This is a genomic window from Rheinheimera aquimaris (assembly GCF_020531985.1).
In the GTDB taxonomy this organism is placed as follows: domain Bacteria; phylum Pseudomonadota; class Gammaproteobacteria; order Enterobacterales; family Alteromonadaceae; genus Alishewanella; species Alishewanella aquimaris.
This window is the reverse complement of record NZ_JAJAVQ010000006.1, coordinates 50,903-77,009: the sequence shown is the minus strand read 5'-3', so window position 1 is coordinate 77,009 and position 26,107 is coordinate 50,903. Positions and strand designations below refer to the sequence as shown.

21 protein-coding genes are annotated in these 26,107 nt (G+C 46.0%); 3 read left to right on the top strand and 18 right to left on the bottom strand.

Features of this window, described 5'->3' with window-relative positions:
• Nucleotides 1-44 precede the first annotated feature (44 nt).
• The 10 genes from LHL18_RS17405 to LHL18_RS17360 all read right to left on the bottom strand — a co-directional run bounded on the left by LHL18_RS17405 (nucleotide 45) and on the right by LHL18_RS17360 (nucleotide 11,208).
• Nucleotides 45-1,757, bottom strand: coding sequence for an asparagine synthase-related protein (locus LHL18_RS17405; RefSeq protein WP_226768035.1), 1,713 nt, complete (start codon nucleotides 1,755-1,757; stop codon nucleotides 45-47).
• Complete coding sequence (locus tag LHL18_RS17400) at nucleotides 1,754-2,911, bottom strand: carboxylate--amine ligase (RefSeq protein ID WP_226768034.1); 1,158 nt, start codon at nucleotides 2,909-2,911, stop codon at nucleotides 1,754-1,756. Before LHL18_RS17400 ends, LHL18_RS17405 begins: the two co-directional genes overlap by 4 nt.
• Nucleotides 2,908-3,927, bottom strand: coding sequence for a polysaccharide deacetylase family protein (locus LHL18_RS17395; protein ID WP_226768033.1), 1,020 nt, complete (start codon nucleotides 3,925-3,927; stop codon nucleotides 2,908-2,910). The genes LHL18_RS17400 and LHL18_RS17395 overlap by 4 nt, the downstream gene beginning before the upstream one ends.
• A 1-nt stretch (nucleotide 3,928) precedes the next feature.
• Complete coding sequence (locus tag LHL18_RS17390) at nucleotides 3,929-5,122, bottom strand: hypothetical protein (RefSeq protein WP_134055602.1); 1,194 nt, start codon at nucleotides 5,120-5,122, stop codon at nucleotides 3,929-3,931.
• Nucleotides 5,122-6,303 (bottom strand): glycosyltransferase family 2 protein, encoded by a 1,182-nt coding sequence (locus tag LHL18_RS17385; RefSeq protein ID WP_226768032.1) that lies wholly within the window; start codon nucleotides 6,301-6,303, stop codon nucleotides 5,122-5,124. The genes LHL18_RS17390 and LHL18_RS17385 overlap by 1 nt, the downstream gene beginning before the upstream one ends.
• A 21-nt stretch (nucleotides 6,304-6,324) precedes the next feature.
• On the bottom strand, nucleotides 6,325-6,828 hold the full coding sequence (locus LHL18_RS17380; RefSeq protein WP_226768031.1) for a serine O-acetyltransferase: 504 nt from the start codon (nucleotides 6,826-6,828) through the stop codon (nucleotides 6,325-6,327).
• On the bottom strand, nucleotides 6,821-8,017 hold the full coding sequence (locus LHL18_RS17375; RefSeq protein ID WP_226768030.1) for a glycosyltransferase family 4 protein: 1,197 nt from the start codon (nucleotides 8,015-8,017) through the stop codon (nucleotides 6,821-6,823). Before LHL18_RS17375 ends, LHL18_RS17380 begins: the two co-directional genes overlap by 8 nt.
• Nucleotide 8,018: 1 nt before the next feature.
• On the bottom strand, nucleotides 8,019-8,651 hold the full coding sequence (locus tag LHL18_RS17370; protein WP_226768029.1) for a polysaccharide deacetylase family protein: 633 nt from the start codon (nucleotides 8,649-8,651) through the stop codon (nucleotides 8,019-8,021).
• Between the two features lie 93 nt (nucleotides 8,652-8,744).
• Nucleotides 8,745-9,857: a glycosyltransferase gene (locus tag LHL18_RS17365; protein ID WP_226768028.1), complete on the bottom strand. Its 1,113-nt coding sequence runs from the start codon at nucleotides 9,855-9,857 to the stop codon at nucleotides 8,745-8,747.
• A gap of 4 nt (nucleotides 9,858-9,861) precedes the next feature.
• The gene (locus LHL18_RS17360) at nucleotides 9,862-11,208 is read right to left on the bottom strand and encodes a phenylacetate--CoA ligase family protein (protein WP_226768027.1); all 1,347 of its coding nucleotides are present in this window, start codon (nucleotides 11,206-11,208) and stop codon (nucleotides 9,862-9,864) included.
• A 197-nt stretch (nucleotides 11,209-11,405) separates the two neighbouring features.
• Between LHL18_RS17360 and xrt the strand changes: the two genes are divergently transcribed.
• The 3 genes from xrt to prsT are packed head-to-tail and all read left to right on the top strand — an operon-like array spanning nucleotide 11,406 to nucleotide 16,881.
• Complete coding sequence (xrt, locus tag LHL18_RS17355; protein WP_226768026.1) at nucleotides 11,406-12,788, top strand: exosortase; 1,383 nt, start codon at nucleotides 11,406-11,408, stop codon at nucleotides 12,786-12,788.
• Between the two features lie 58 nt (nucleotides 12,789-12,846).
• Nucleotides 12,847-14,091, top strand: a complete 1,245-nt coding sequence (gene wecC, locus LHL18_RS17350) for a UDP-N-acetyl-D-mannosamine dehydrogenase (protein ID WP_134055614.1) — start codon at nucleotides 12,847-12,849, stop codon at nucleotides 14,089-14,091.
• Between the two features lie 24 nt (nucleotides 14,092-14,115).
• Nucleotides 14,116-16,881, top strand: a complete 2,766-nt coding sequence (prsT, locus tag LHL18_RS17345; RefSeq protein WP_226768025.1) for an XrtA/PEP-CTERM system TPR-repeat protein PrsT — start codon at nucleotides 14,116-14,118, stop codon at nucleotides 16,879-16,881.
• Between the two features lie 60 nt (nucleotides 16,882-16,941).
• Here prsT and LHL18_RS17340 read toward each other — a convergent pair whose 3' ends face one another.
• The 8 genes from LHL18_RS17340 to LHL18_RS17305 all read right to left on the bottom strand — a co-directional run bounded on the left by LHL18_RS17340 (nucleotide 16,942) and on the right by LHL18_RS17305 (nucleotide 25,983).
• The gene (locus LHL18_RS17340; protein ID WP_226768024.1) at nucleotides 16,942-17,736 is read right to left on the bottom strand and encodes a THxN family PEP-CTERM protein; all 795 of its coding nucleotides are present in this window, start codon (nucleotides 17,734-17,736) and stop codon (nucleotides 16,942-16,944) included.
• A 172-nt stretch (nucleotides 17,737-17,908) separates the two neighbouring features.
• Nucleotides 17,909-19,012, bottom strand: a complete 1,104-nt coding sequence (locus tag LHL18_RS17335; RefSeq protein WP_226768023.1) for a hypothetical protein — start codon at nucleotides 19,010-19,012, stop codon at nucleotides 17,909-17,911.
• 109 nt (nucleotides 19,013-19,121) lie between these two features.
• Nucleotides 19,122-19,949, bottom strand: a complete 828-nt coding sequence (locus LHL18_RS17330) for a THxN family PEP-CTERM protein (RefSeq protein WP_134055622.1) — start codon at nucleotides 19,947-19,949, stop codon at nucleotides 19,122-19,124.
• Between the two features lie 160 nt (nucleotides 19,950-20,109).
• Entirely contained in the window at nucleotides 20,110-21,735 is a 1,626-nt protein-coding gene (locus LHL18_RS17325) for an FAD-binding oxidoreductase (RefSeq protein WP_226768022.1), read from the bottom strand.
• 19 nt (nucleotides 21,736-21,754) lie between these two features.
• On the bottom strand, nucleotides 21,755-22,618 hold the full coding sequence (locus tag LHL18_RS17320) for a PEP-CTERM/exosortase system-associated acyltransferase (protein WP_226768021.1): 864 nt from the start codon (nucleotides 22,616-22,618) through the stop codon (nucleotides 21,755-21,757).
• 168 nt (nucleotides 22,619-22,786) lie between these two features.
• The gene (locus LHL18_RS17315) at nucleotides 22,787-23,944 is read right to left on the bottom strand and encodes a glycoside hydrolase family protein (RefSeq protein WP_226768020.1); all 1,158 of its coding nucleotides are present in this window, start codon (nucleotides 23,942-23,944) and stop codon (nucleotides 22,787-22,789) included.
• A 1-nt stretch (nucleotide 23,945) separates the two neighbouring features.
• Complete coding sequence (locus tag LHL18_RS17310; protein ID WP_226768019.1) at nucleotides 23,946-24,914, bottom strand: endonuclease/exonuclease/phosphatase family protein; 969 nt, start codon at nucleotides 24,912-24,914, stop codon at nucleotides 23,946-23,948.
• Nucleotides 24,904-25,983: a glycosyltransferase family 4 protein gene (locus tag LHL18_RS17305; protein ID WP_226768018.1), complete on the bottom strand. Its 1,080-nt coding sequence runs from the start codon at nucleotides 25,981-25,983 to the stop codon at nucleotides 24,904-24,906. Before LHL18_RS17305 ends, LHL18_RS17310 begins: the two co-directional genes overlap by 11 nt.
• Between the last annotated feature and the right edge of the window lie 124 nt (nucleotides 25,984-26,107).

The window sequence follows — 26,107 nt, the reverse complement described above, 5'->3', positions numbered from 1 at the left end:
AAAGCCTGCGCCAAACTACAGGCGCTGTATTGCTGTAACTCACGTCAATTAACACCGTTAGTCAGACGACAAGGAGCCATATCAGCGCGTACCGCTAAAAGATAAAGCCCGGTTAGTGTCCAGATCATCTCAGTATCCTCTGCCCATACTTCTGGCACGTTAAAAAACGTCACAGCTTGCCGGGACAGCTTGTTAAGAGAGGTATCAAGCCAATGTTTGTGCGGTACAGGAAAGCCAAATTTAGGCAAGTACATCAGCTTTGGTGTATAGAATTGCTCACCAATTTTACGCAGTATCGGTTTTACAAAATCGCCGCCCAAATAATATTCATCGGGTAACTGCGAGGCATAATACATAACCGGCCAGCAAACAAACGGATTAACCAACTGTAAATCATACAGAGCTGCCAGGCGGCTCATCTCAAAGAAGTGATTAACAACATCACTGGAGAATACAACCTGTTTTACATAGCGCACAGCACTATCAAAATTAGTGAAAACTGCACTGTCAGTATTGAGCTGCCGTAATATGGCAGAGCTGTCTAGCCGTACATCGTCTGCTAACGCCATTTCTGTGGCTGGCTGAAGTGTCAGCTTTATTGAGGATATGGTGTCTTGCTGAACATCAAAGTCTGCTAGCTTTTTAAACCTGGAACCGGAAGGTAGCCGCCGCACTATAAGTTCAGAGCCAGGTAATACCCGCATCAGCCGCTTTAGCTTAAGATGCTTTTGATAACGTCTGGTAAAGTGCTTAACGGCTCTGGAACCAAATAAAGTATCTGCACCTTCACCGTACAACACTTTATCAAATTCACCTGCAAGCTGGCGCATAATATACAGCAGCGATATTGCACTATGGCTGCGGGGGGCACCAGCAAGGCGTTGCACTGTGTCACAAAATAGAGGTTCTAGCATATCGTCTTTTACCGGTACTATTCTGTGCTCCACTCCCAATTCACGGGCAAATTGTTTAGCCGTTTCTAATTCAGGATTAGAATGATTGTCATGCACCGGTGTTACAGCAATAACATTCAGTTTAAGCTGGCAGCAGATCGCCAATAAGACAGACGAGTCGACGCCACCACTTAGCAATACAGCGACACGATCAGTCTGTTTTACCGAACTTGCAATGTTTGTACAAAGTAATTGCTGAACGGCATCGGCATGAGCCTCTGGCGTTTTGTCGGCCTGTGTTTTTCTGGCAGGTAACAAACCAAAACGTTGCTCTACCGCTGGCGGCTTCCCCGCCTGTAACTGAACGACTGCAGCATGAGGCAGTTTTTTCACATTTTCAAACAATGAATGCTGGCCAGTTAACCAACGAAAATGCAGTGTTTCCATCAAACCATAGCGGTCGAAATGACTCGGCCCGGCTTTAGTGGCGATATACGCCAAATCTGTGCTAAACCAGATAGCATCGGCGCTTTGATAGTAATACAAGCGGTGGCAACCAAGCCGATCGGTAATCAAGCTGCAATGACCTGTGCTTTTATTTAACAGCAGCATGTTATATGCACCGTCCAGCATGTTTGCCGCCGCCAACAGCTGTTCATTATCATGCTGCAGCAGATTTAACCAATACGCTGGCGTAGCGTTAAAATCCTGATTATGCACATAGCCAAACAGTAGCAATACCCCTTGCTCATCCTCACAGACCGTTGTTTCACCGCGATAAGACAGCCACTGCTTGCCGGCCATGAAATGGCCACTGGCTTCTGTAATTTTGTTCTGGCTAATACAGATAAAGTCGGTATTCATATTACTCTAGCCTTCCTTAGCAGAGCTTTTAGTAGGCTGGTCAACTGTCTGAGCAGCATGCGGGCAGAAGGTGCCGGGTCCCACCAGGTGTGGTAAATAAATACATGTGGCTTAAAGAAATCGTTGAGATAGGCTGAGAAAATCTGGCTGATACTTTCACCGTCCTTGCGCCGGGAGAAAAAGTCTTCATACAGGCTGACAAAAATCACATCGTTTTTCATCTGCACGTTATAGTCAAGCACCTCATCATTGAGCAACTGCCAATAAGCATGAGCATTGTTAATGCCACAGCGGGTGTCAAAATAGTTACACATGCCCAGGCGCGGATTTAATTCGATATATTTGTAGCAGTTATCACGATTATCGAACTTAAATTCAACCATTGCCGGGCCAACATAACCCAATGCTTTACCGAGCTTTTTGCTCAGCGTAATAACCTCTTCATTGTACTGACTTATGGCGTAACTGGTTACGCCATAATGGGAAGGTGATAATCGCAGCCGGTTAAAGCTGAAAGCCTGTACTAAATCAGAATTGTAGTCGAAGAAACAGTTGCAAACCCACTGGCAGTCATCGTCACCAGGTACTACCTCCTGGGCAATTAAATGCTCCAGTTGCGTTTGGTACTGAACAAAAAAATCTGTTACTTCCTGTACATTACCCAGTATGCGGTTTTTGCTGCCCAGAACCATATGCTGATGAGAGCGTGGCTTAATAATTACCGGTAGGCGCAGATTATCCATTAACGCTGTTGAATCGGTTAATTTCTGTATTGTTTTGGGCAAGGGTAGTATTGCCGAAACCGTTTCGGTCTCAGCGGCTTTATCAATCAGCATCCTGGCAATATCAGGCGATGGCAACAAAAAGCGGATATGCTGACTCAACCTCTCGCTGTTTTCTGCCAGAAAGCTGACAAACCAATCAGAAGTGGGAATAACAATAGCAGCCTGCGGCAATGCCAGCAGCGTCTGCAGCAAAGCAGACTCCGTATTTTTTTCAGGTAGTACAATTTTACGTGCAGGCAGACGGGAGTAATTTACAACATCATCACTCTGGCGGCTAATGACTGTCGGCCGGATCCCTTTGAGGTATAAGCTTCGCGTCACCCCCAGACCATTGGGGCCAGCACTTAACACCACTGTAGTGGCGCTCATATCTCATTTGTCCACAACGTGAAAAACCGGTTCACCATCTGTTTCAACTGCCAACGTGAGGCGTCTTCTTCTATTGGAAATCGCCGCAACTGAAACCGGTTGTTGACACTTAAATCAGTATTCACGCCCGACATAAACGAGAATGCCAGTTGATATCCCGCCTGGTGCACCAGTTGCTGCGTTTCTTGTGTAAAGGAGTCTGTGCCTCCTACCGGATAAGCTACTGAGCTAACGTTACAATTTAGCATGGTTTCAAGCCGCTGCTTTGACTGCGCCAATTCAATTAACTGCTTCTCAACGCTTAAGTGGGAAAGAATATTATGCGATAGCGTGTGAGAGCCAATATGCATACCATTGTCGGCCATTTCTTTTAACTGTGCCCAGTTGATAAACAGATCTGTAGGTTTGGGCATATGTTTGCTATCAAGTTGCAACACTTGTTTAAGCTGTGTCAGTTTTTCTGTCATACCGAGGCTATTATCTTGCTTCACCGCTCTTAACAACCGCCTGACACGCATCCGGATAGAGCCATCAGCAATATTTACCGGCTGAGACCAATGCGGCAGTTTTACTGTTTTGGCTTCTGCATGGCGTACTATCCAGCCGACTTCATCCCACCAGGGGGTTTCAGGCTTATCAATATAATCGGTCGACACAAAAAAGCCTGCAGAAATGCCCGCTGACTTCAGCATGGGATAGGCCACAAGATAATTATCAATATAGCCATCATCAAAGGTAATAACAGCCAAACGCTCTTTGATCTTCTGCCGATTAATATGCAAAGCAATTAACTCATCAATACTGACGACATCAAAATCCTGTTTGTATAGCTTTAGATGCTGGGCAAAACGCTCTTCAGAGCAACTGAACACGTTAGGGTCAAATTCAGAGTCAGCCGCATGACCAATACGATGATAATTGAAGCAATAAAGCCCGTTTGGTCGTCGTTGCCATTTCAAAGCCATATGCCCTGAAATAATTTCAATCGCTGATCTGCTACTGCCCTTGATGTTCATATTACATTTCCTTTGTACTCTGTCCCTTATCAGGCAATGGCTTATATGCTGGCTTAGCAATGATATAATCGCGGAAATCATTCGGGTTTCCACTCTCACCAGCTTCAGCAGCCTTTGCAATATTGTACATCTCCCGCGCACTGACATAATGCAGTACGTAGTTTTCCCCGTCGTTATACTTGTTCTGTAAATGCTGACACATGGCTGCAAAAGGTGCCCCCAGCAACGTATCCATGTCTTCTTCCTGAGTGCCGTGAGTGTGCACCTTAACAAATATCCACTCTGGCCTGCCCTGCACATGAATATCAGATTGCACCCACAAATCTACCCGCTCAGGCGTTGGAGGCATACTGGTGCGAATGTCTGAGTTCTCTATCTGAGGGAACACGCCTTTTTTCCTGACTTTCCAGTTCAACCCTATTGGTCCGGTAATTAACATCAGATCGCCCCAAGGCGGCGTATTTACTGCAACCGGCTGGCCAATATTGTGCGAGTTAGGCACCCCAGGCTTATCTTTGGCATAGTAAATAGCATTGACCATAGCAGGCTGTGTATCACTCGGTGCAGAGGGGAAAGTGAAATCGGCATAGCAGCCGGTTTCTTTTAATACAATCAACTCATCGTTTACACCGCACCAACGACCATCTGGTCGGCAGTTGTTCAGGCACCAGTTACCATGTATGAAGCTGTAACTGAGCTTGCCGGTATCGGCATTGCGTACAAAAGCTCCATGTTCACGATGCAGCATCTCTGTGAAATTGGTCAGTGTCTGGCGTAGGTTATCACTGGTGTCGTTATCATGATGCAGGTGCACCTCAATTTCACCAAAACCGCGGTAACAAAGATCAGATATCTTTGCCAGATGTTCATACCGATATTCTTCTTCCGGATAATAAAAACAATGCTTCGGGAAACAGCCATCAGCATCTTTAAATTGTCCGGCAACTTTAGGGTAATCATTAAACCAACGATCAACCCTGGCTCTCTCCTGCTCCAACGAGATATTACGGCCCCACTGCGGCTCATAGTGGTCTACAAAACAAAACAATACATGTTTTGGTCCAGTTACCTGAGCAGACCCTTTTGAAAGATGGCGGATATAGTTCCACAACCAGTTCTGCATATTTTTCTGACGAACGATGGCCAGAAATGCAAATCCGGCGGCAACAACAATAAATACCAATAACACCCACATTACCTTTCTGTCCTCTGCCAGTTACCCTGAATATTTGTTGAAAAATACCGTTTAAAACCTACCGCCAATGCATAATTCATTGACACGAAAAACACGACTAATGCAAGTGGCATTGATAATAGCTTCCCCGCCTTATGTTTCTGATAGCCGTAAAAGGCCAGTAAATAAAACAACACCTGTAGAACAAACATCAGCACATACGTTGGTTTATCCAATAAAAAAACATTACTGACTGCTGCAACGAGCATCATATGCGGTACAAACCAGCGCATAACTTTATGGCTGATATAGCTGAATAAACGGGTACCATTTTTCGGGCTGAACAGCCAGGGCATACTAAAACAAGCCTGATAATTACCAAGACCAATCCTGATCCTGCGCCCCATCTCATCCTTAATTGTCGGCGCACTCTCTTCTGTAGCAATAGCTTCAGGATCGTATTTCAGTACGTAGCCATGCCGGGCAATGTTCATGGCTATCTTATAATCATCAACAATAGTATTGGCAGGCAAAGGCTCGTACAGCGCCTGCCTGATTGCATAGTTAGCCCCATTGGCACCCAATAGCGCATTAATCCTGGACTCGTGAAATTTCAACAGCCGTTCGTAGCGCCAATACACACCGTCACGGTTGTTGCCAGTCTCAGCGTCTACTAATTGCAGTTCACCGCATACGGCGCCAACTTTAGGATCAGAGAAATGTCTGACCAAACGGCGGATAGTGTCAGGTTTAAATGCAGTGTTAGCATCGGTTAGCACCGTTATTTCGGTTTCAACCAAGCTCAGCAGCTCGTTTAGCACACTTACCTTACCGCGATTTTCAGTAAATAAATGCGCCTTTAATCTGGGATCTTTGATGTCCGCAAGAATGTCTGCGGTGCGGTCTTTACTACCGTCAGAGCCAACCAATAACGTAAGCTTATCTGCTGGATAATCCTGGCTAAGAATGTTTTCCACGCGCTGCGCAATACAGCTTTGCTCATTGTAAGCCGCTATGACAACAGTAACGGCTGGCAGACTGTCGTCGGCAGTGTACGGGACACTGCGCTGGTTTTCGCCACGCCAGATATAGCTATTATCACGCCACAGCTGAACCAGCGCACTGGCAGCCATCAGCAACAGCGGATAAATGAAATAACTGTAGAGTATTACTGCGATACTGCCCCAAAACACCCATTCCATGGTTATACTGCCTTTCCTTAATTAACGTGAATATGGCTTAGCCGGCACACCAAGCATCGTAGCAGATTCCGGTGCAGACTTAGTTACTACAGCATTCGCACCGACTTTCACTTTATTGCCAATATGAACCGGACCAATTACTTTAGCGCCGGCGCCAATGAAAATGTCATTGCCAAGCACCGGAGAGCGGCCCTTTTCATCACCAATAACAACACCGCTTTCAAGGGTAATATTGTTCTCCCCCCGCACTTTTGAGTTGATGACCACACCAACCGGGTGCATCAATACAAAGCCCGGGCCAAAATCAGCCCCTATTCCGATAACACACCCATTGAGCAGCTTATTCAACTGATAACACAGGTAAGCTAGCGGTGATAATTTCATTTCAGCGAACCAACGCATTAAACGATACAGCACATTTGCACAGGTACCGTCAGCCATGACAACCCTTAGCATACTGACATTAGCACCATCTTCATGAAAGATCTGTTGCTTGCGACGTAAATCTGCAATCAGCTTATGCATCAGGCAATAACCCCAGCAGCTGCTCTGCATTATGTTTCCATTGCCGATGCTGCTCGATGTAGTGTCGCGCATTTGTTCCTACCCGGCGTTGCTGCTCTTTATCTGCAACAAGTTGCAGCACACGAGCAATACAGGCATTTCTATCATTAGCCGGAAACAACCAACCTGTCTCATTATCTTTTACCACTTCAGTAACAGGTGAAAAATCAGGTATTACCATGCCCTTGGCCATCGCCATAAACTCAAATAACTTCATCGGTGAACCGTAGTCGTTAGAGTCAGGCAAAATGCCATAGTCCATTGCACCTATGTAGGTGGCTATTTCTTGATGAGCAACACGGCCGGTCAAAATGATCTGAGAGGTTATTCCCGCCTGTTCAATACGCTGCTTTATCGGCTCGAAACTTACGCCGTCTCCAACCAACAACAGCACTAAATCAGGATAATGTTTGATTTTGTCGGCTATAAGGTCAACAAACCAGTCAATACCGTGCCAGTGCACGAAAGCACCGACATAGCCCAGTACCACCTTGTCATCAATATTCAGTTTTTCTCTTAACTGCTTTGCGGCCTGCTCATCAATAACAAACTGGTTCAAGTCCGCGCCATTTGGTGAAATCACTGAAGGTGCTATGCTGCGATAACCATCTTTAGCAACTTGCTGAAAGTGCCCGGATATAAAAACCAGCCCTGTCGCATTTCTGAACACCCAGCCCTCTATTTTCCTGGCCAAGGCGCGGAAAAAAAGTGGCCGGACCCTATGCACAAGGCAAGAGTCATTGATTTCGATGATAACTGGGATGTTCTTTCGTCTGGCCCACCATACAGTGGCAAACATAAACAAGGAGTAACGCTCATAAATGGTATTGATGTTATGACACTTAACCGCACGGCGTAACCTTAATACCGCCGGCAAATTGTAAGCTAATTCAAATAACTCAAAGACCGCCTCAGGTACATAACGGGTTAAATCTAATAGCCATCTGACAAGCATACCTTTCTGTTGTGGCACAGCAGTATTTTCATGCTGAGTGCCACCCGAGGACGCGCTTCCTGATTCCGGATCCGCACCGGGAAGCGATAAAATATGTACACTGTGTCCAAGTGAGCGTAAACCATTTGTAACCCCCATGATATGCACACCTTCAGCACCTTTACCGCGTGTCCGGTGATGAAACAGAATATTCATATCATGCCTCCAGCGACTTCAGTTGGAACCCTTGCTGCTGCCATACGGGCAGAAGCTGATCCAACGCCGTTATACAACAATCGTTATCATCATGAAACAACACGATATCGCCAGCGGTAAGAGGGTTGTCCAGAAGGTTTTTCACGATAACTGCGGGCTCTACTTTCTGATAATCCATTGAATCACGGCTCCAGTGCACGGCTTTGACTTTCATGTTACGCAAGCTAAGTAATACCCGAAAACTCCACTGTCCTCTTGGCGCACGAAAGTGGATGCAAGGTTTGCGCAAGATAGATTCAATGACTTGACCACTTTGGTTTATCTCGGCCAGCTGAGCTTCGTAGGACAATTTCGGCAATGCCAGATGTTGATAACTGTGATTTGCGACTGTATGCCCACGTTTAGCGATTTCAGTAACTAGCTCAGGATATTGTTTTGCATTTACACCGATCAGAAAAAAACTGGCTTTAGCGTTATATTTATCAAGCAAATCGAGCAACCTTGGCGTCACATCCGGATGCGGGCCATCGTCAAACGTTAAATACAGCGCAGGTTCGCCCGAACTGTATTTTCGTCGCAAAATTGATTGAGGTATCAGGCCGCGTAACACACGCGAAATTCCACTTACCCGCATTATTTGTTGTCTCCATTTTTCATTTGCGCCACCCTGGCGCTGACAGCTGCTTGCACTGATTAACTGTTTAACACTGTCCGCTGTTGCGTATTCTTATCCAAGCATTTGTAACATTTCTGCTTTATTTTTTTGCCAGCTAAAGCGCATAGCGTGTCGCTGTATAGCACTGCGCTGCCACGGCTTCTGTAGTGCCTGCTCCAATGCAGCGGCCAATGCATCCGGCTCCGCTGACTGCACCAGAATTCCGGTAACGTCATGCTCAACTATTTCCGGAATGCCACCAACCGCGGTGGCAACTACAGGTGTGCCCGCTGCCATCGACTCTAACAGCACATTCGGCACACCTTCATGGTAGCTGGGTAATACCACCAGACTCGCATACTGCATCAATGCAGGCAACTCATTGTGCGCCACGTTGCCAAGCAGCATAACCCTCTCGGCTATCCCTTGCATCTGAATACTTTGCAGCATCATATCCCGCATTACTCCGCTACCTGCAATCGCTAACTGATACTCAGAAAAGCGCTCAGCTATAGCAGTAAATGCCTGCAGCAGCTCCATCACACCTTTGTCTTGCTTTAAATTGCCGACAAACAGCATATAGGGTTTATCAATCTTACGCTGGTATGTGCCGGAAAATAACGCATGATCTACGCCATTGTAGATAACCCGGACTTTAGCACCGTCTATCCCTAAGCCGACCATTTGCGCTTTAAGCTCTTCCGATACAGAAATAATCGCACTCGCCTTGCCAGCCGCCCGTTTTATCTGTGCTGCCCGGGCAGCTTTCAGTCCATGCATATGGATATCTGAGCCGTGCACTTTAAAGAAGAATCTGCAGCCAAACAAAGACGCCAACCAACTGGTTGCTACCGCATCGGGATACGCCCAACTAGCGAGCATCACATCAGGAGCACGCTTTCTAAGCCAGAAACCAGAGTGCAGCAACAAAGACAGAAACATAAAAACAGCATAAAAACGCCGTCCTATCTTTGGCATAAAAAAGTATGGCGCGTAACGCACACGATCAGACTGCGATATTTGCCTGATGTGCCTGAACCAGTCGATAAAGTTTACAGGCACCAATACTGACAGTTCGTACTCTGATTCGAGTAAAGCAAACTGCTGGCGGTTAAAGCTAGCACGCCCCGGCTCCCAAGGCAGAGGATATAAATTAGATACGATAACGAGCTTACGGCGTGACATCAGCTTATACCTCGCATACGGTAACTCTGTGCTTACCGGCAGCGGTGAGAGGTATATCATCAACAATGTTTATTGTCAGCGTAAGCTCGCCCTGGCTATAACGGTTTATTTCACTGGTAATAGCTGCCCGCTCAGACGCATTCAAAGGGCGTTTTTCCACAATGTTGATAGTCAACGCATCCAGCTTACTCTGGCGTACCTGAAATTTATAGATACTAGGAAACTCTTTGAATAAATGCGGAAAAAGCTCGCCCGGAATTAATTTACCAGACGGTGTTTTAATTACATCAAGCTTACGTCCATCCACACTGGACATAACCGGTAGAGGGTTAGCACACTTACACAGGTTGTTATGTAACGTCGCCCGATCGCCATTCTGATATCTGATTAACGGCATACCGTAATTGAACAGATCTGTCAGCAGGATATCACCACTTTCACCAAACACCGGCAAACCAGCTTCATTTACCGTCTCAACCAGAAGATGATCACTGTTTATATGCAGTTGTTTGTGCTCTTTGCATTCTGCCGCTATTAGCATCACTTCACGACAGCCATAGGTGTTATACACCTGACAGGAAAAAGCTTGCTCGATAGCTGTTCGCTGATACTCATAAAGCGGCTCAGCGCCAGTGAGGATCGTGCCAGGCGAGTGTATTTTGATCTTGTTCTGCAGCAGATGTAACGCCAGCTCATATAGCGGGTTTACATAGGCAACCAGCGCATCAGGCCGGTAAGCATTTATCTGATCGATATATTCATGCAGATTAGCCGGCGACATAGAAAATGAGTTCAACATTTTCCGGTTGTAAAACCAGTGATATAAGTTTTCCTTGCACCGTCTTGCCAGTGATGCCTTTCCTATACCCGCCCCCCACAAATATAGGGTGCGCTCACCCAGGCCGGCACCAAGCCAGTTATACCCGCGCCACATCACAGCTTCACGCCGAGTATTACTGTCATGATTAAGTTCTATAGTAAGAGGTTGCCCGGTCGAGCCGCCGGTAGATTTAATAATATTATGCGGAAAGTTTGTGGCTCTTAACTGCTGATAATTCTGACGAATATCATCTTTTGTCAGTATCGGTAGTTGGCGAAATTGCTGCATGCTGTCCACGGTACGGATGTCGTCAATACCTGCGTTTTGCCAGCGCTCACGGTAAAACGGGCACTGCTCAAAAGCGTGAGCCAGTAAACGTGTCAGCGCCTGCCATTGTAATTGCTGCAGTGCTTCAGGAGATTTTTTCAGATTACGGCTGTATTCCGTTACATAGCCAGACAGGGGCTTACCTTTTACTTTTGACATAAAAGGCAACACAACGCCACGCAGTAGTTGTGGGTATAGTTTCATGTATTACGCATCCGTTCGCAATTTACAGCAGCGTTGACGCTTGCTACGGCCAGTCACATCTGAACCGCCCACAGAGTATAAACGAAGCTTTCGTCACAACCAATAGTTGATTATTAACGGCTTAAGCGTCAAACTCGGTCGAGGAACTGCTGAGTAGTTTCAGTTTTATCTCCATTTGCAGATACGGAGTGTCATGGATGACCATCAAGCGTGCCGAAATCTTATTTACGTTTATTGTACTGCTGTTGGGCTACAGTTTGTTTATTTACCCTCAGGTGATATCAGACTGGCGAACATATAGCTTTGACGATGGCACATACTCTCACGCTTATCTGATGCCTTTCATTATCGTCACATTGTTATGGCAACAGCGTAATAATCTTGAACTGCGCTTTCACACAGGTTATCTGCTGGCAATGCTATCGGTTGCCGCGATTTTGGCTGTCAGTATTACCGCCCAGCAAGTCAGTATTTTACGGCTGTTGTTCCCGCTTTACGTCATATTGCTATTCTGCACACTGGTTAGGCCCTCTTTAGCCTTAGTAGTGCCTTTAGCCTTGCTATGGTTTATATCGCCGGTTTGGGGCAGCCTTACCGCCCCACTGCAGTATATTTCCGTAGTTATCACTAAGTTTATTATGCAGCTGACGCATATTCCGGTATATGTCGACGGTAATTTTATTCAAATCCCGCAAGGTGTTTTTGAAATTGCGGAAGGATGCAGTGGCCTACGCTATTTTATTGTATCGCTCGCCCTTAGCACTTTACTGTGTCATCTGCACCTGCGAAAGCTGAAGAATATGCTCTTGCTAACATTCTGTGCAGTCATCGGTGCGATTTTAGTCAATGGTGTCCGTATCGTACTTATCATACTGATTGGTTACTACAGCGATATGCAAAGCTCTATAGTAAAAGATCATAATATGTTCGGCTGGTTTCTTTATATACCTTTTATTGTCGTGCTGTTTTATCTGGTGGGCAAACTGGAGCCTCATCCCGCCAGCGAGGATAAACCGTATGCCACGCAAAGGCTCGCCGCAATGCCACTGGCATTGGTTATTGGTGCCAGTTTGCTGGCATCAGGTATAAGTATCAAACTGTTGATGGGGCAATACCCTGTGCTGGACTTTAGCCCGGTAGAACTGACTACAACAAATAAAGACCAAACACCGTCCCCTTATATTCCGGCATACAGCAGAAAAGCGCATAATGTCAGACACATGTCAGGTGTTGAAGTGATCGACATAAGCTATCAGTTTGATGGCCGGCATGACGCGAATCGGGCAGACTATTACCTGAATAATATGATTCCTCAAGGTTGGAATAAAGTTAGCAGTGATGTCACCAATAACAGCAGACTTATTTGGTTAAGCGACCACTCAGGTAACAACGCTATATTACAATACTGGTATGAAGCGAACGGTCAAAAAACAGGCTCTGTCGGCGTATATAAACGTAACAGAATCAAGCAGGCGTTACAGCTGAATGCCAAATCGTCACTTCATTGGCAGTTTATCCGCTGTAGTAGCTTAAGATGCCAGGACGAAGCTAATTTATTGCGTCAATTATTGAATGAATAATGTATCTGACAGCCAGTAACTCCTTAGCTATCAGATGCCACACAGTTACAGGAGCTTTATGAAAACGTTTAATAAAGTATGTGTAGTAGGCTTGGGTTATATTGGTTTGCCTACTGCAGCAGTTATTGCTTCACGCGGAATGGAAGTGCTGGGTGTCGATGTTTCAACTTATGCGGTTGAGACTATTAATCAGGGTAAAATTCACATTGTTGAACCTGACCTGGATATGTTGGTTCAGGCCGCAGTGATGACTGGCAAGCTAAAAGCTGCAACTGTGCCAGATACTGCCGACGCTTTCATTCTCGCCGTGCCTACCCCATTTAAAGAAGACAAAAAGCCAGACCTATCATTTATCGAAGCTGCGGTAAAAAGCATTGCTCCATTTTTGAAAGCGGGCGATCTGATTATTCTCGAATCAACCTCCCCGGTCGGCACCACAGAGAAAATTTCCCGTTGGTTGGCAGAGTTACGCACTGATTTAGTCTTACCTCATCAGGATCCGGACAATGCACAGCTGTATGTTGCTCACTGCCCGGAACGGGTATTGCCGGGACGCATTCTGCAGGAGCTGGTAAGTAATGACAGAATTATTGGCGGTATTACCCCTCGCTGCGCAGAAATAGCAACATCTTTGTATTTGCAGTTTGTACGTGGTGAATGTCTGCAAACAAGCTCAAGAACTGCTGAAATGACAAAATTGACTGAAAACTCTTTTCGAGACGTCAATATTGCCTTCGCCAACGAGCTGTCGATGATTTGTGACACATTAAAAATTAATGTGTGGGAACTTATCAAGCTGGCAAACCGTCACCCCAGGGTAAACATTTTGTCACCTGGCCCGGGTGTTGGTGGCCATTGTATCGCAGTCGATCCATGGTTTATCGTTGACTCTGCGCCAGAGCAAGCCAACATGATAAGGCTGGCCAGGGAAATAAACGACTACAAACCTCACTATGTGATGGATAAAGTGATCAAGGCTGCTGATGAATTTAAACGTCCAGTCATCGCCTGCCTTGGACTAGCGTTTAAAGCAGACATTGATGACTTGCGCGAGAGCCCGGCGGTTAATATCACGCTGGCATTAAAGCAGCAAAATATTGGCGAAATTTTAGTTGTTGAACCTAATATTAAAGCTTTACCCGCTTCATTGTCAGAGCTGAAACCAAATCTGGTGTCACTGCCAGAAGCGATTGAAAAAGCAAACATTTTACTCATTCTGGTTGACCATAAACAGTTTAAAGCACTTAGTCTTTCCGAAGTTGCCCGTAAAATTGTTATCGATACCAGAGGGATATTTGGATAAATATATCAACACAAGGATTGGGATATGAAAAGCTTCACCAGAGTCAGTACGGCAGTCATTATAGGTTTGACGCTTACCGCATGTGGCCAGAAAAGTAGCGATGAGCACTTTGAAGCAGCCCAGACTTTTCTGGCAAACGACCAGTTCAACAGTGCACTGGTCGAGCTGAAGTCTGCCTTGCAAAAAGACCCGGAACGGGCTGACTACCGTCTGGCTCTGGCGCAGCTGTATGTAAAAGTGGGGGCATTAGATGACGCGGTAAAAGAATATCAGCGTGCAGATCAGTACAGTGCAGATAACTCCGCCTTCGTTCAGGATTATGTCAAGGTGTTGTACCTGAACGGTAACTACAGCGATATCTTAACATTGCTGGAAGATACTTCCGCTTACGCTCAACCTGAACAGGATTATCTGCTAACGTTTAAAGCGCTGGCAGAAGCCGAACTGGGTGGTACTGAAAATGCTGAGGCTTTATTTAAGCAGCTTTCTGCGTCCAGCCAGACGGATGTAGCAGACTTTGCGGCGGCTTTTCAGGCACTGGCGAAGTCAGATCTTGCTGATGTGAAGCAGAAGCTCATGCAAATTCCAGAGTCTTCTGCACTGTATCACCAGTCACTGTATGTCAGAAGTAAGATTGCCCTTGCAGAGAACGACACAACCACAGCGATCAACCTGCTAAAAGCGTATGTGGCACAGAACCCTTATCATTTATTACCGCAATTGTTACTGGCGCAGTCTTACGTAAAAACAGAGCAGCTACAGCTGGCAGATGCAATACTGCAGCCATTGCTGAAGAAAGTACCGCAGCAGCCGTTGGCAAATTATTTCGCCGCTATTATTGCTTACGATAAAAAAGACTTTGAACAAGCAAGAATAAACATAGATACAGCGATAGGCGGCGGATTTAACTCGGCACAAGCGCGCATTCTAGCGGCATTGATCGCAGTTAACCTGAAGTTAGAAAATGTCGCCTTAAGCCACCTCGAAGTCATTAAAGACATTCTGAAACACTACCCTGAAGCTGAAATGCTTTACGCCCAACTGATGCTAAAAGCTGGTAATACGGAAGTAGCACAACAACTGTTGTCAGGAAAAGAGTTGCAACAATCTGACATCCAGCTACTGGCAGCGACAGCGTTTGAGTTGACCAAACAAGGCAGCACTGAAGCCGCTCAAAACCTATTGGCACAGTACAAATCAGACGAGCCTTTTTCGGCAAGGGAGTTACTAACGCTGGGCGCTATACAACTTAAAATGCCCGGTCAGCGTGATACTGCGATACGTTCGCTGGAACAAGCTTTGCAATTAGACCCGGCAGCCGATCAGGCCCGTGTGTTACTGCTAACCGCTTACATCAGGCAGCAGGAATACGATAAAGCTATGGCTTTGGCCGACGAATGGATTGCCAGTGCTGAGCGAAGCAACGCCGGCCATAATATGAAAGCTTATGTTGCTTTGGTCAGTGAACAGCCAGACATCGCTGCTGAACATATAGAACTGGTATTAACAAAGGAGCCTAAGAACAGTCTGGCTCGTCTGCTAAATGCCTCTTTGGCAGCCGCTAAGGGCGATACGACGCTGGCAAAACAACGTTTTCAGGCGTTACTGGACGATGAGCCACAAAATATTCAGGCGCTTGAACAATATATAGCGCTCAGCCACGGCACAGGTGATAAAACAGATGCATTACAGCGCCTGACTAAAGCACAAAAAGCAGCTCCTCAGGACTATAATCTGACGTTGATGCTAGCTAGCTTTAAGCATAACGATGGCGCCTATAATGAGGCACTGGAGCTACTAAATAGCATCAAAACCGAGCAACGTGAATGGCTGCCTATGCATTGGGCCTACCTGATTGATACACAGCTAAGATTAAACGCACCAGCACAAGCGCTGCAAAGCGCCCAGAGCTGGCACACCCTACAGCCCGCATCTAATATGGCTACCCAAGCCTATATGCAGGCGCTATACGCTAACAAAGATTATATAGGTGCACTCAAACTTGTTGAGCAACTATTGGCTGCTCAGCCGGGGCATACCCGCTTTATCAACATAAAACTGCAAATTCTTGATGAGGCTGAGCGCAGTCAACAGTTATTGGAGTTCGTGCGCGCGTTACCGGATGATATACAACAGAAGCCAGAAACACAGTTCTTCGTTGGCAAAGCCCTGACAAAAGAACAAAAGTATTCCGACGCTGTACAGACATTGTCTCAAAGCTACGCCAAGCAAGCCAACGTCAAGACCGCCTTACTTCTTGCCGAATTACATAACAGGCTCGGATCAACCGACAAAGGCATTGCATTATTGGAGAAACATATAGCAACACAAGGCAGTACGCCGACAATACAGGCGATGCTGGCGCAGCTGTCATTAAACACTGATGCTGATCGGGCGGTTCAAACTTATCAGACCATGCTTCAGGAGCAACCCGATAATGTGCTGGCACTTAACAATCTGGCTTGGTTAATGCTGGAAAAAGGCAATCTCTCTGTGGCGCTGACACATGCTAAAAAAGCACACGAGCTACAGCCGAAGCATCCGGACATCCTGGACACTTACGGCAAAGTTTTATTGGCTACAGGTGATGCAACAAAGGCAAAAGAAATGTTTGAAGCGTCGCTAAACGTCAGACCTGATGCGTCACAAGTGCAATTACATTATGCCGAGGCATTGGTAAAAACGGGAAGCAAGGAAAAAGCCCGGTCAGTATTAGAGCAGCTTGCAGACAATCAGGAAGTAGCAGCTCAGGCCAAAGCTTTAATGGCTGAGCTGGGATTGGAAGATTAAAGCCGCAGCCTAGCTGATAAAAAAAGCTGGCGGTTGCCAGCTTTTTTTGATTTTGCATTTCTACTTCATCAGTTTACGACGATTTAACAGCAGCAAACCTAACCCCAGAATACCCAAAGTAGCAGGCTCTGGTACCTGACGTGCAGTAACTCGGGCCTGCACAAATAAGGTATTTTCTTCATCCTCTCTGGTATATAACGTATTATCTGCAACGATAAATCCGTCACCGCCGAACAGACGAAACTCGATGGTATAGGTAATGCCATCAATTTCGAATACGATAGCTTCAGGTAAGCCATCAATGGTGAATGCATCGTCACAAGAGGAACCAAGTGGATTTGGTGGTGGGCAACCACCCTGGTTTGGTGTTTCAACAAAACTAATGTCGAAAGTATCAGACGCCGGACCAAGCAACAGTGGCGACGTAATGCTAAATTCAGACATCAGATCCAAAGTGTGCAGCGTAGTAGCCGGAGACGGTAATATAAAGTTCCTGTGGGTAATAATACCTGTGTCGACCCACGCACCGCCGGTAATTAAGGTGCCGGATAATGATACGATATCCAAACCGCTTGGCCCGACACCGCCATTACTAAACCAGTCTACAGTGTTATAACCATCTGTAACTTCCTGCGCTCCAGAGAAAGTTAATCCGCAACCATTAGTGCCTGGCAGAGCACCCGCCGCGCAATTAATAATCGAGTTATCAGCTGAGTTACGGGTTTGTGCTGAACCATCAGCTAACCAACCACTGGCTGTATCAAAATCGAACGAAGCTATCAGTGCTGCCTGCGCGCTGCCGGTGAGTAATGCTAAACCTCCAACGGCTGCGAGCAACGTTTTCTTGCTTTTCATAACGCCTCCATTTGTTATTGGGTCTATGCCAGCCACCTACTGCGCTCAGCTGACTGGGACGATAAAATGGGTGCATATACCAGGCCAGATTTACTTTGCCTTTATTTTTTAGATGTTTAGTAAAAAAATTATGAAATGAAAAACTCGAATTGTAAAAAAAACAGACATCACACTAGCGTTGTATCATGTCATTTAGCAACTTGAGGCTTTGTACCTTGAGTAATTTCAGCAGTTGCTTCCATTCATATCGCCGGCAAAGTTTGTTAACGGCTTCAGCCAGGCGCAGTGCATTATTTTGCTTCGCGCAAAGGTAAATATCATGCCACATATGGTATTTGCCCGGCGTCCATATTTTTGCTTCCCGTAACTGCTTAAAATCTGTCAGAGCTGGCAATGCAGGAGAGCTACCGCCTATTGCAGCCAATGTTGCCATGGTACGCAGGCATTTCTCACACTTACCACAGTTAAATTGGTCTGAGGCATTACATACGCGCAGAAATGCTAATGCCTGCTCTGAGCGGGCAATCGCTATGGTTTTTTTAACCCGGCTGACCATACCGTGATGTACCACTTCAGTCACGCCATTGGTTAACAGAGGGTCTGTCATTGGGTGCGTAATAAAAGGCTCCAACTCCAGTACATCGTGGCTTGCCGGAACAAAAAGGCATCTTAACCCTAAAGCCAGACTGTAACTGATCAGCAGTACGACCTGACACCTTTGGGCAGATAGCTCAGGAAAGGCTTCTCTGAAGTTAGTTTCCATGACGATAAGGCGTTTACCGTAATGCTCAGCAAACTTGCGGGCACTCTCCAAGGCCTTATCACAGCGCTCTTTCTCGTGCAGTTGAATATCGAGGCCAAGACAAAAAATCAGGTAATCGATATCATCCTGTAGCTCAAAAAACGAATAGCTCGCATCCACTCCACCAGAGTAAAACACAGCATTACCGTCTGGTTTGAATAGAGAATCATGTAAGCTCTGCTCGGTTATGTCCAGATTGACAGACTGCAGATCATCGAACCAACCTGAAAAAATTTGCTGGAACTTCGTCAGGTTTTTAATCAGGTCACGGCTAAGGGTAAAACTGCTGTCAACACTTAACGTTTCGTCAAGCAGCATGGCTGGCATTAAACAGCTGGTAAATGCGGCATCAGCCGCTGCGGGCAATTTGATAGCATCACCGCTGAACTTAAGTCTAAGAGCCCGGTTATCGGCATGCCAGCTCATCAGCACACCGTTATTATCATTCTCTATTTTTAGCGCAGACAACTCCATTTCAGAAATCCTTTTTGCTAAATCAACTACCCCTTCACGACTAGCTCACATTGCCATATACGGACATAAAAAAGCCAGCATACCGCTGGCTTTCTTTTAAGACACTAAATTACACTTTCTGCCGGCGTAAGCTCAGCATTAACAGGCCCATACCCAGCACAGCGATAGTCGCAGGCTCAGGAACAGATACTAAACGAGCCTGCACAAATAAATCATTGTCAGAGTTCTCAGCAGTGCGCAGCAAGTTGTCTTCGATTAAGAAACCTGAATCCGCATCACCCCATAAACGGAACTCGATGACGTATTTACGACCTTCAAAGGTAAACTCGATTGGTAGAGGGATACCAGAGATATTGAAGTAGTCGTCACATGGTACATCAGAGAACTGAATATCAGCGTCACAGTAACCATAAGGGTTATTTACTGTTTCTGTAAAACTGATACCAAAAGCTGAACTTGCCTGAGCAACAAACGGGCTCACAATATCAAACACTGTGAACAGGTTTAACTCGGCCAAAGTTACGCTACCGCTTCTGACCATGCGGTTACGGTGAGTGATCATACCGGTGTCTACCCAACCTGCATCAGCTTCTAACACACCATCGTATGACGCAATGTCTAAACCACTGTACTGACCAGCAACCAGAGGGTTACCCCAGTCTACAGATGTATAACCCTGAGCAATGCCATCTGCAGCATTGTAAAACTCCAGACCACAACCATTTGCAGCTTTAGTTGCTCCAGCTGCGCAATCATATACTGTCTCTACGCCGTTGCGATGACGGGTCTGAGGGGCATAACCGTTATAATTTAAACCATCAGCTAACCAACCGCTGGATGTTTCAAAAGTAAGACTAAGTGGTGCAGCTGCTGCACTACCCGCAAATAATACTGCACTTCCAAGTGCCGCTACCAAAAAACCTAATCCTGATTTCATGACGCCTCCATTTTTACTTCGACTGCTGTTTATGCATGCGGCAACAACTGCTACATCACGAACAGGAACAAGCAGTTATTGTGCCAACCTTTAATTCAAATTAAAAACAACAACTTAATGAATGCTCGAGCGTAGAAGCATAATTGAGTGTAAAAAATTCCTACACTTTCCGATGGGTAATATAGCGGCCAGGAGACAGCAAGTTATTCGCATCAAATATATGTTTCAACTCCTGTAATACCTGCTCGTATTCAGGGCAGCTATGCTCTGCTAAATATTGCATCATGCTGATATCAAGCCGGTATGGGAAATACCCATCTTGCAGCAAGCTTTTATATAACTGGCTGCGACATGCTATTGCTTTTTGGTCCCAGTCAATGTTATCCGTTGAATGTCGGTTAAAGCTGATACTGATAACTGCATCCAGGCAGCGCTCACTTAGCAAAGTAAAGGTTATACCGCCTTCAAAATCGAATGACGTCAGTGTGTCAGTTACTGTTTTCTCAATACGCCGCGCATGTTCACCTTCTGCCGGAGCAACGACGGCACACCAAATCAAACCAACGCCATCCTGATCTAGCCGGTACTCGTTCTCTGGTAGTTCAGGCATCCGCCAATACGCACTAGCCAGAAAACTATCACTGGGCTGCCCTTTCATCATCAGATGCACAGGCTTTAACACTGCTAACACACGCGCCATGTCTCGACGCAATAATTTCGATAGCAACCATTGATATTTTTCAATAGCTTGCAACAAAGAGTCACTGACGAAATTTAGCTGGGTTGCTTTGAAGTGGCGAAATTGTTTTTTTAATGCTGACTTTGCCAGCTTTACCTGTTCCTTGGTGCCATATAACGCACCGGATACATTCCACACGCCAACCTGCCAATGGTTACGCAACTGCTGCAGTCTTTTAGGAGCAAGCGGATAAATGGAACTCGCAGCATCTTCTGCAGGATATTGCTGCAAGCCTGGCAATACCCTGAATGGATTAGCGATATGTGGCAGGCTTGTCAGATACCCCTGCCGCTTCAATTTGCTGAGGCTTTCAACTATATCCTCCAGCATGTCTTGTTCTGTGGAAATATAGAATGCCAGAAAGTTCTCTGGTTTTGGCATTAGCCACAGGGTAATGCTCAGCACCACGCCCAGATTAGACTGGAAAAACAAGCCGTCCAGCGCTGGCCCTAAACCTGGTTGATAAACGCCGGCTGCTTTAGCGCTACCAAAGCGATGTAGACCAGTTTTGATAACCCGTCCATCAATTAACATTACCTCCAGGCCGCATACATATTTAACATGTTCACCATAAGCGGTATGGCCAAACCCCCGCTCAACAGTATTCCCCACGACACTGCAGCTGGCACTGGAGCCTGTGCAATCCATCCAGTGATGGTCACCTTGCTGTCTTAAAAAAGTCGCAAGCTCTGCTTGCGTTACACCAGCTTCAACGGTTACAACACCGTTTTTCTTATCATAATTACTTATTTTTTTAAGCCGGCCAAGGTTAAGAATCACGCTGTCCCCGCTTACCGGTAACTGCGAGCCATATCCCCAGTTTTTCCCTGAGCTCACCGTATAGAGTTTCTGCTTATGCTGGCGGGCTATGCTGAGACATTCTGCTAACTGATCTTTTTCCGGGTGAAGAATTGCCAGCACTTTAGCGCTATATGCAAAAGTCGCCTTTTGCGCATCCGTTAAGCTGGCTGTGTCATCAATAACCTGATCGTCAGCCAGTAGCTGCTTCCACGCAGATAATGCGCTGCTAAAGCCATTTGAGGGCATAAAAAAGTCTCAATTGTCGTTAACTGTAACGAACACCCCAGCCTAATTTCGGAAATTTACGCTTGATAGGACGGGGCTTTTCATTTGGATAAAGCTCTCTCTCAACGGACTCGAGCAACTTCACATAACCAATCGACAGGTTTTTTCTGAACATTTCGGGGTTAATATAATATGCTGCCCGCTTGCCGTGGTACTCCACCGGTTCACCGAGTTGTTTAAAAACAATACCAACAAAAGTGAGACTTCTGGCCAAACGGGGTTCCATCATTACAAAAACGTGTTTTTTATTGTTATGTAGTGCCATTAAAGCGGCTGACAAATATAAACATATCGCGATATAAGGAAAGCAGCGCAGTTCTTTTTCAGAAAAGAATACTTCATTGATGACACCGGTTGCTGCCCCTTTGTACTGGTCGAATTTACGCCGGCGAAATGTCTCCGGCACCGCCAGTCGGGAGATTTCACAAATTTCACTTCTGGGAAAGGCAGAAGGTTTAATATCAGGGTCTGTAATGGCGTGCATACAATGCACTTCTATAGGCAGCATGTCGCCGGTCTGTTCTGATGTAATTAACCGCACGGTACCAGCGACTCTGCCTGTCGTAACATGACGTATCAGGCTATGAAATGAATGACTGTCAAATTCGTCCTGTTCCAGCCGGTTATTTCGCTCGTCCTCAAAATGCAATTCCTCACAATAAACCTGATGCCTGACATTGAAAACCTCAGATTTGAGCTCGTCCGTATTGGCCAGCTCAACTTTCAGAAACTGCGAAAAGTGATTGGCGATGGCACTGGCGTCATTACTCGCCAACCGGGAAATAGCCTTGTTGACAAGGTGTTTCACCACAGGAATCTTCTGCATGAACTTTAAATGTTTCATTTTTCACCTGCGATACTACGTCTACCAAAAATCAGTCGTTTTTGGCTGATAATTATGTGAATTAACGTTAGCACAATATTTGTGCTTTTGTGTTCAGGCTATGCGCCTTGCTTAACGTTACATGAATAACCGTTTACTTTTTATAACTAAGGTTGCTGACTTTTTTCGCTATTTACTCTGACGCTGAATAACGATCTGTTCAAGCCAGGGTAAGTCGCTGGTAGTGGAATACTCCCAGCCAAACTTCCGCGGCGGACGTACACGCCAATATGGTTTCTTGTCCTTCAGCCGGCTGGCTTTATTTTTACAAGGGGCTAGTAAAGCAAAAAAGGTTTCGGCAGATTGCCGGGAAATCTGTGGTTCAAAGTACAGCGCCTTCCCAAGCAGAGCAGCTACGTCACAGCTATGCTGCATATCGTTCCATGGATTTATATCCTCCATCTGCGCGTTATCAAATACCACCAGATACTTAGGCAACTGCTGACCTTCAAACTTATCTTTACCAGGGTAAGTACCATGCTCCAGGATAAAACGGCCGAATAGCCGCAATAATTTCTCAGCCTTCTCAGACTGAGTCAATTGATAAAAACGCCAGATAGGATCAGCCAGCAGCGCTAACATCCAAGGAGAGCAAACAGCTGATTCATCTGTCCCGCCTTCATGCGCTTTAAAACTATGCTGTGGGCAGCCACGCTGCGGCCAGCCGTTGGCCGGTGAGACTACCATGTCTAAGGTCGCATTCAGGATCTGCTCAATTCGTTGCAGTGCATTCGCATCATTCGTCAATTCGTAATAACTTAAGGCGGATTCAAGCGCTGCGGCCTGATTCCTTTCTGTCCAAAACCCCCGGTTACGGTATTCAGGGTTCCAATCCAGAGAAGCCAGATAAATACGGTTAATAGCGCGTCTGGCCGACTCATCACTGGTCAGCTGATAGTAATACAGCAAGCCCCGTGGCATCAGGTATTTAACGTCTTTTTTATCGACCAGTGAAAAATAACCATCGTCTGCCACTCTGGCCAGATAAAACTGACTTGCCGCTATAGCTTCTTGTTTCCACTTAGGATCCCCGGTTAGCAAAAACAATTGTGTTAACGCTCTTGGCCTGTCGTACAAATACTGGCTGGCTTTATCCGCAGTGATTTTGTCTTTCTGCAGCAACTCAGCATCTGTCACATAGTTGGCGTAGCGTATCATCGGGTTTACGTACCAACTGGTATCAATGTTTTCAGTTTCATGACCCGGCCCCCACAAGCCGGGCTGAGTAATGGCTTGCGCCACTGGCAAAAATATTAACAGTAAGACACTAATATGAGAAAAACGCATATTATATCCTCCATTTGACAAGAACAGGCCGGTGGTCGCCACTGCTTAGTTGTAGCACACCAGCTTCAAGCGGCATTAAATCGCCGCGATAAAGCTGATGGTCAATTCGAATACCATGCCAGCGTGTGTACTTGGTGTAACGCACTATTTGCGTTGGTCGCTCAGATAATGCATTCCCCAGAGAAGAAAAGTAGTGCTGGTATATTGGTGATAAAACCGGCATGTTAAAATCACCGCCAATCACCAGTGCTTCTTCTTGAGAGTGCGCCCAGTCGGCAATGATTGTCGCCTGTAGTTCTCTGTCCTGCTGCCTCACCTGCATAGCGGTATTATCAGGACTTAACTTAATTAGGGATTCCAGCGCAGGTCTTGGTGTTTCAAAGTGAACATTCGCCAGCAATAAATGACGCTCAGGTAAATTAAGTCGATAGAACACAGCAAAATTACCATAGCCCTGAAACAGACTGCGGGACAGAGTTTGCTCAACGTCAAAAGGGAATTTACTGACAATACATAGGCCTGCATCGCAGTGGGTTTGCCAATTGTCGGCGTCTAGCGCCGTTAATTTTTCCAACCTCGCTTCCTGAAATATAGCAACTGACACCTTATGCTGTGTCATTAACTGCGCAAGCTGTTCTGTATTTGCCATATTACCTAGATTGGCAGACAACAAAACAAAGTTTGTGTCTTGTGCGCTGCGGCTTACAGGCCAGCTAACATCAAGTATTTTTGCTGCGACAAACAGCATAGGAACCAGCATCAGGCATTGCCAGCGAGTAAGTGATTTCCACCCAAGCAGCCAAGGCACAAACAGACCTAAAAACAACCAGGAAGGAGAATAAAGCACCAGCAAACTAAGCCACTGCAACCACTGCCATTTAGGCCAGTAAGATACCAGTGATAACAATAGTGCAAAAACCAGCGCAACAATACGTGCGCTGCGCCAGGCACGCCATGAACTATTTGGCATTATACAGTTCCCGGTAAAGTGCGGCCGTCTTAGTCAAAGAATACTGCTGCTCAACCCAACTGCGGGCCTGTCTGCCTAGTTTGACTCTTATCTCAGCATTTTGCAGCACACCTGAGATAACAGATTTTAGTTCATCTATATCGTTGAACTCATAAAGAAAGCCGGTTTCACCTGATTTCACAAGCATTGGATTTCCGCCAACGTTGGTTGCTATAACGGGTTTGCCGTACGCCATAGCCTCCAGGATTACCATCGACAGTCCCTCGGTACTCGATGTGACAACCAGCATATCAATATGAGGATAAATATTTTGCCGGTCAATTTCCACGCCATGAAAAACCGCACGGATCCCACTGTGTTGCTGATGAAATGTTTCTAACTGTGATCGCAATTCACCATCACCAAAGAAATGCAACTCGAGCTGATTCTGGCTGTCGCTATCCATCTGTGATACTGTTTGTAACAGGCTTAACTGACTTTTCAATTTCACCATTCTGCCAACAGATCCGAGCCTGAGCACACCATTGTGCGCAGTGTTTTTATCATCTGTTAACGCTTGGGACGGCAATCTGACACCATTATCGATAATATACTGTGGCACTTTATGCCAGCCATGGTGGGCAAAGCTGTGTTTAGCTTCTGCTGACACAAAAGTAACTGCGTGAATAAAACTGCGGGCAAAACGGTGTAGACGTATCCAGTGTGGTTTATTTAAAGGTGCGGCGCCGTGGCGGGTATATATCAGTTTTTTATGCTTTAGCAAAAACAGATGAAATACCAGGCTCTTAAGTGCGGCCGGAGAATGAACATGAATGACATCAAAGCGTGTTAACAGCTGTAACCTTTGTTTCTGCGCGCGCCAGCCTTTACCGTTTGTAATCGTCAGCGGAATTTGATGTTCGTGGCACACCGACACCAGGGTGTCTTCTGCAAGGCCGAAAGATAAAATAGCAACGTTTAACCCCTGCCCGACCTGCTCCTGGCATAAGTCGATAACAAAACGTTCTGCCCCCCCGACTTTTAAACTACTTACAACATGAATTACCGACTGCCTACCGGTAGTTGACATATCAATTCCTTATGATGTCAAAGATCTGGTGAATTATATATTTTTACGCCCTACATGGTAGACTGTACGTGATATAGTTTGAAAGATAAATATGTTCATTGGTATGTCAGGGAAGGATATCCGG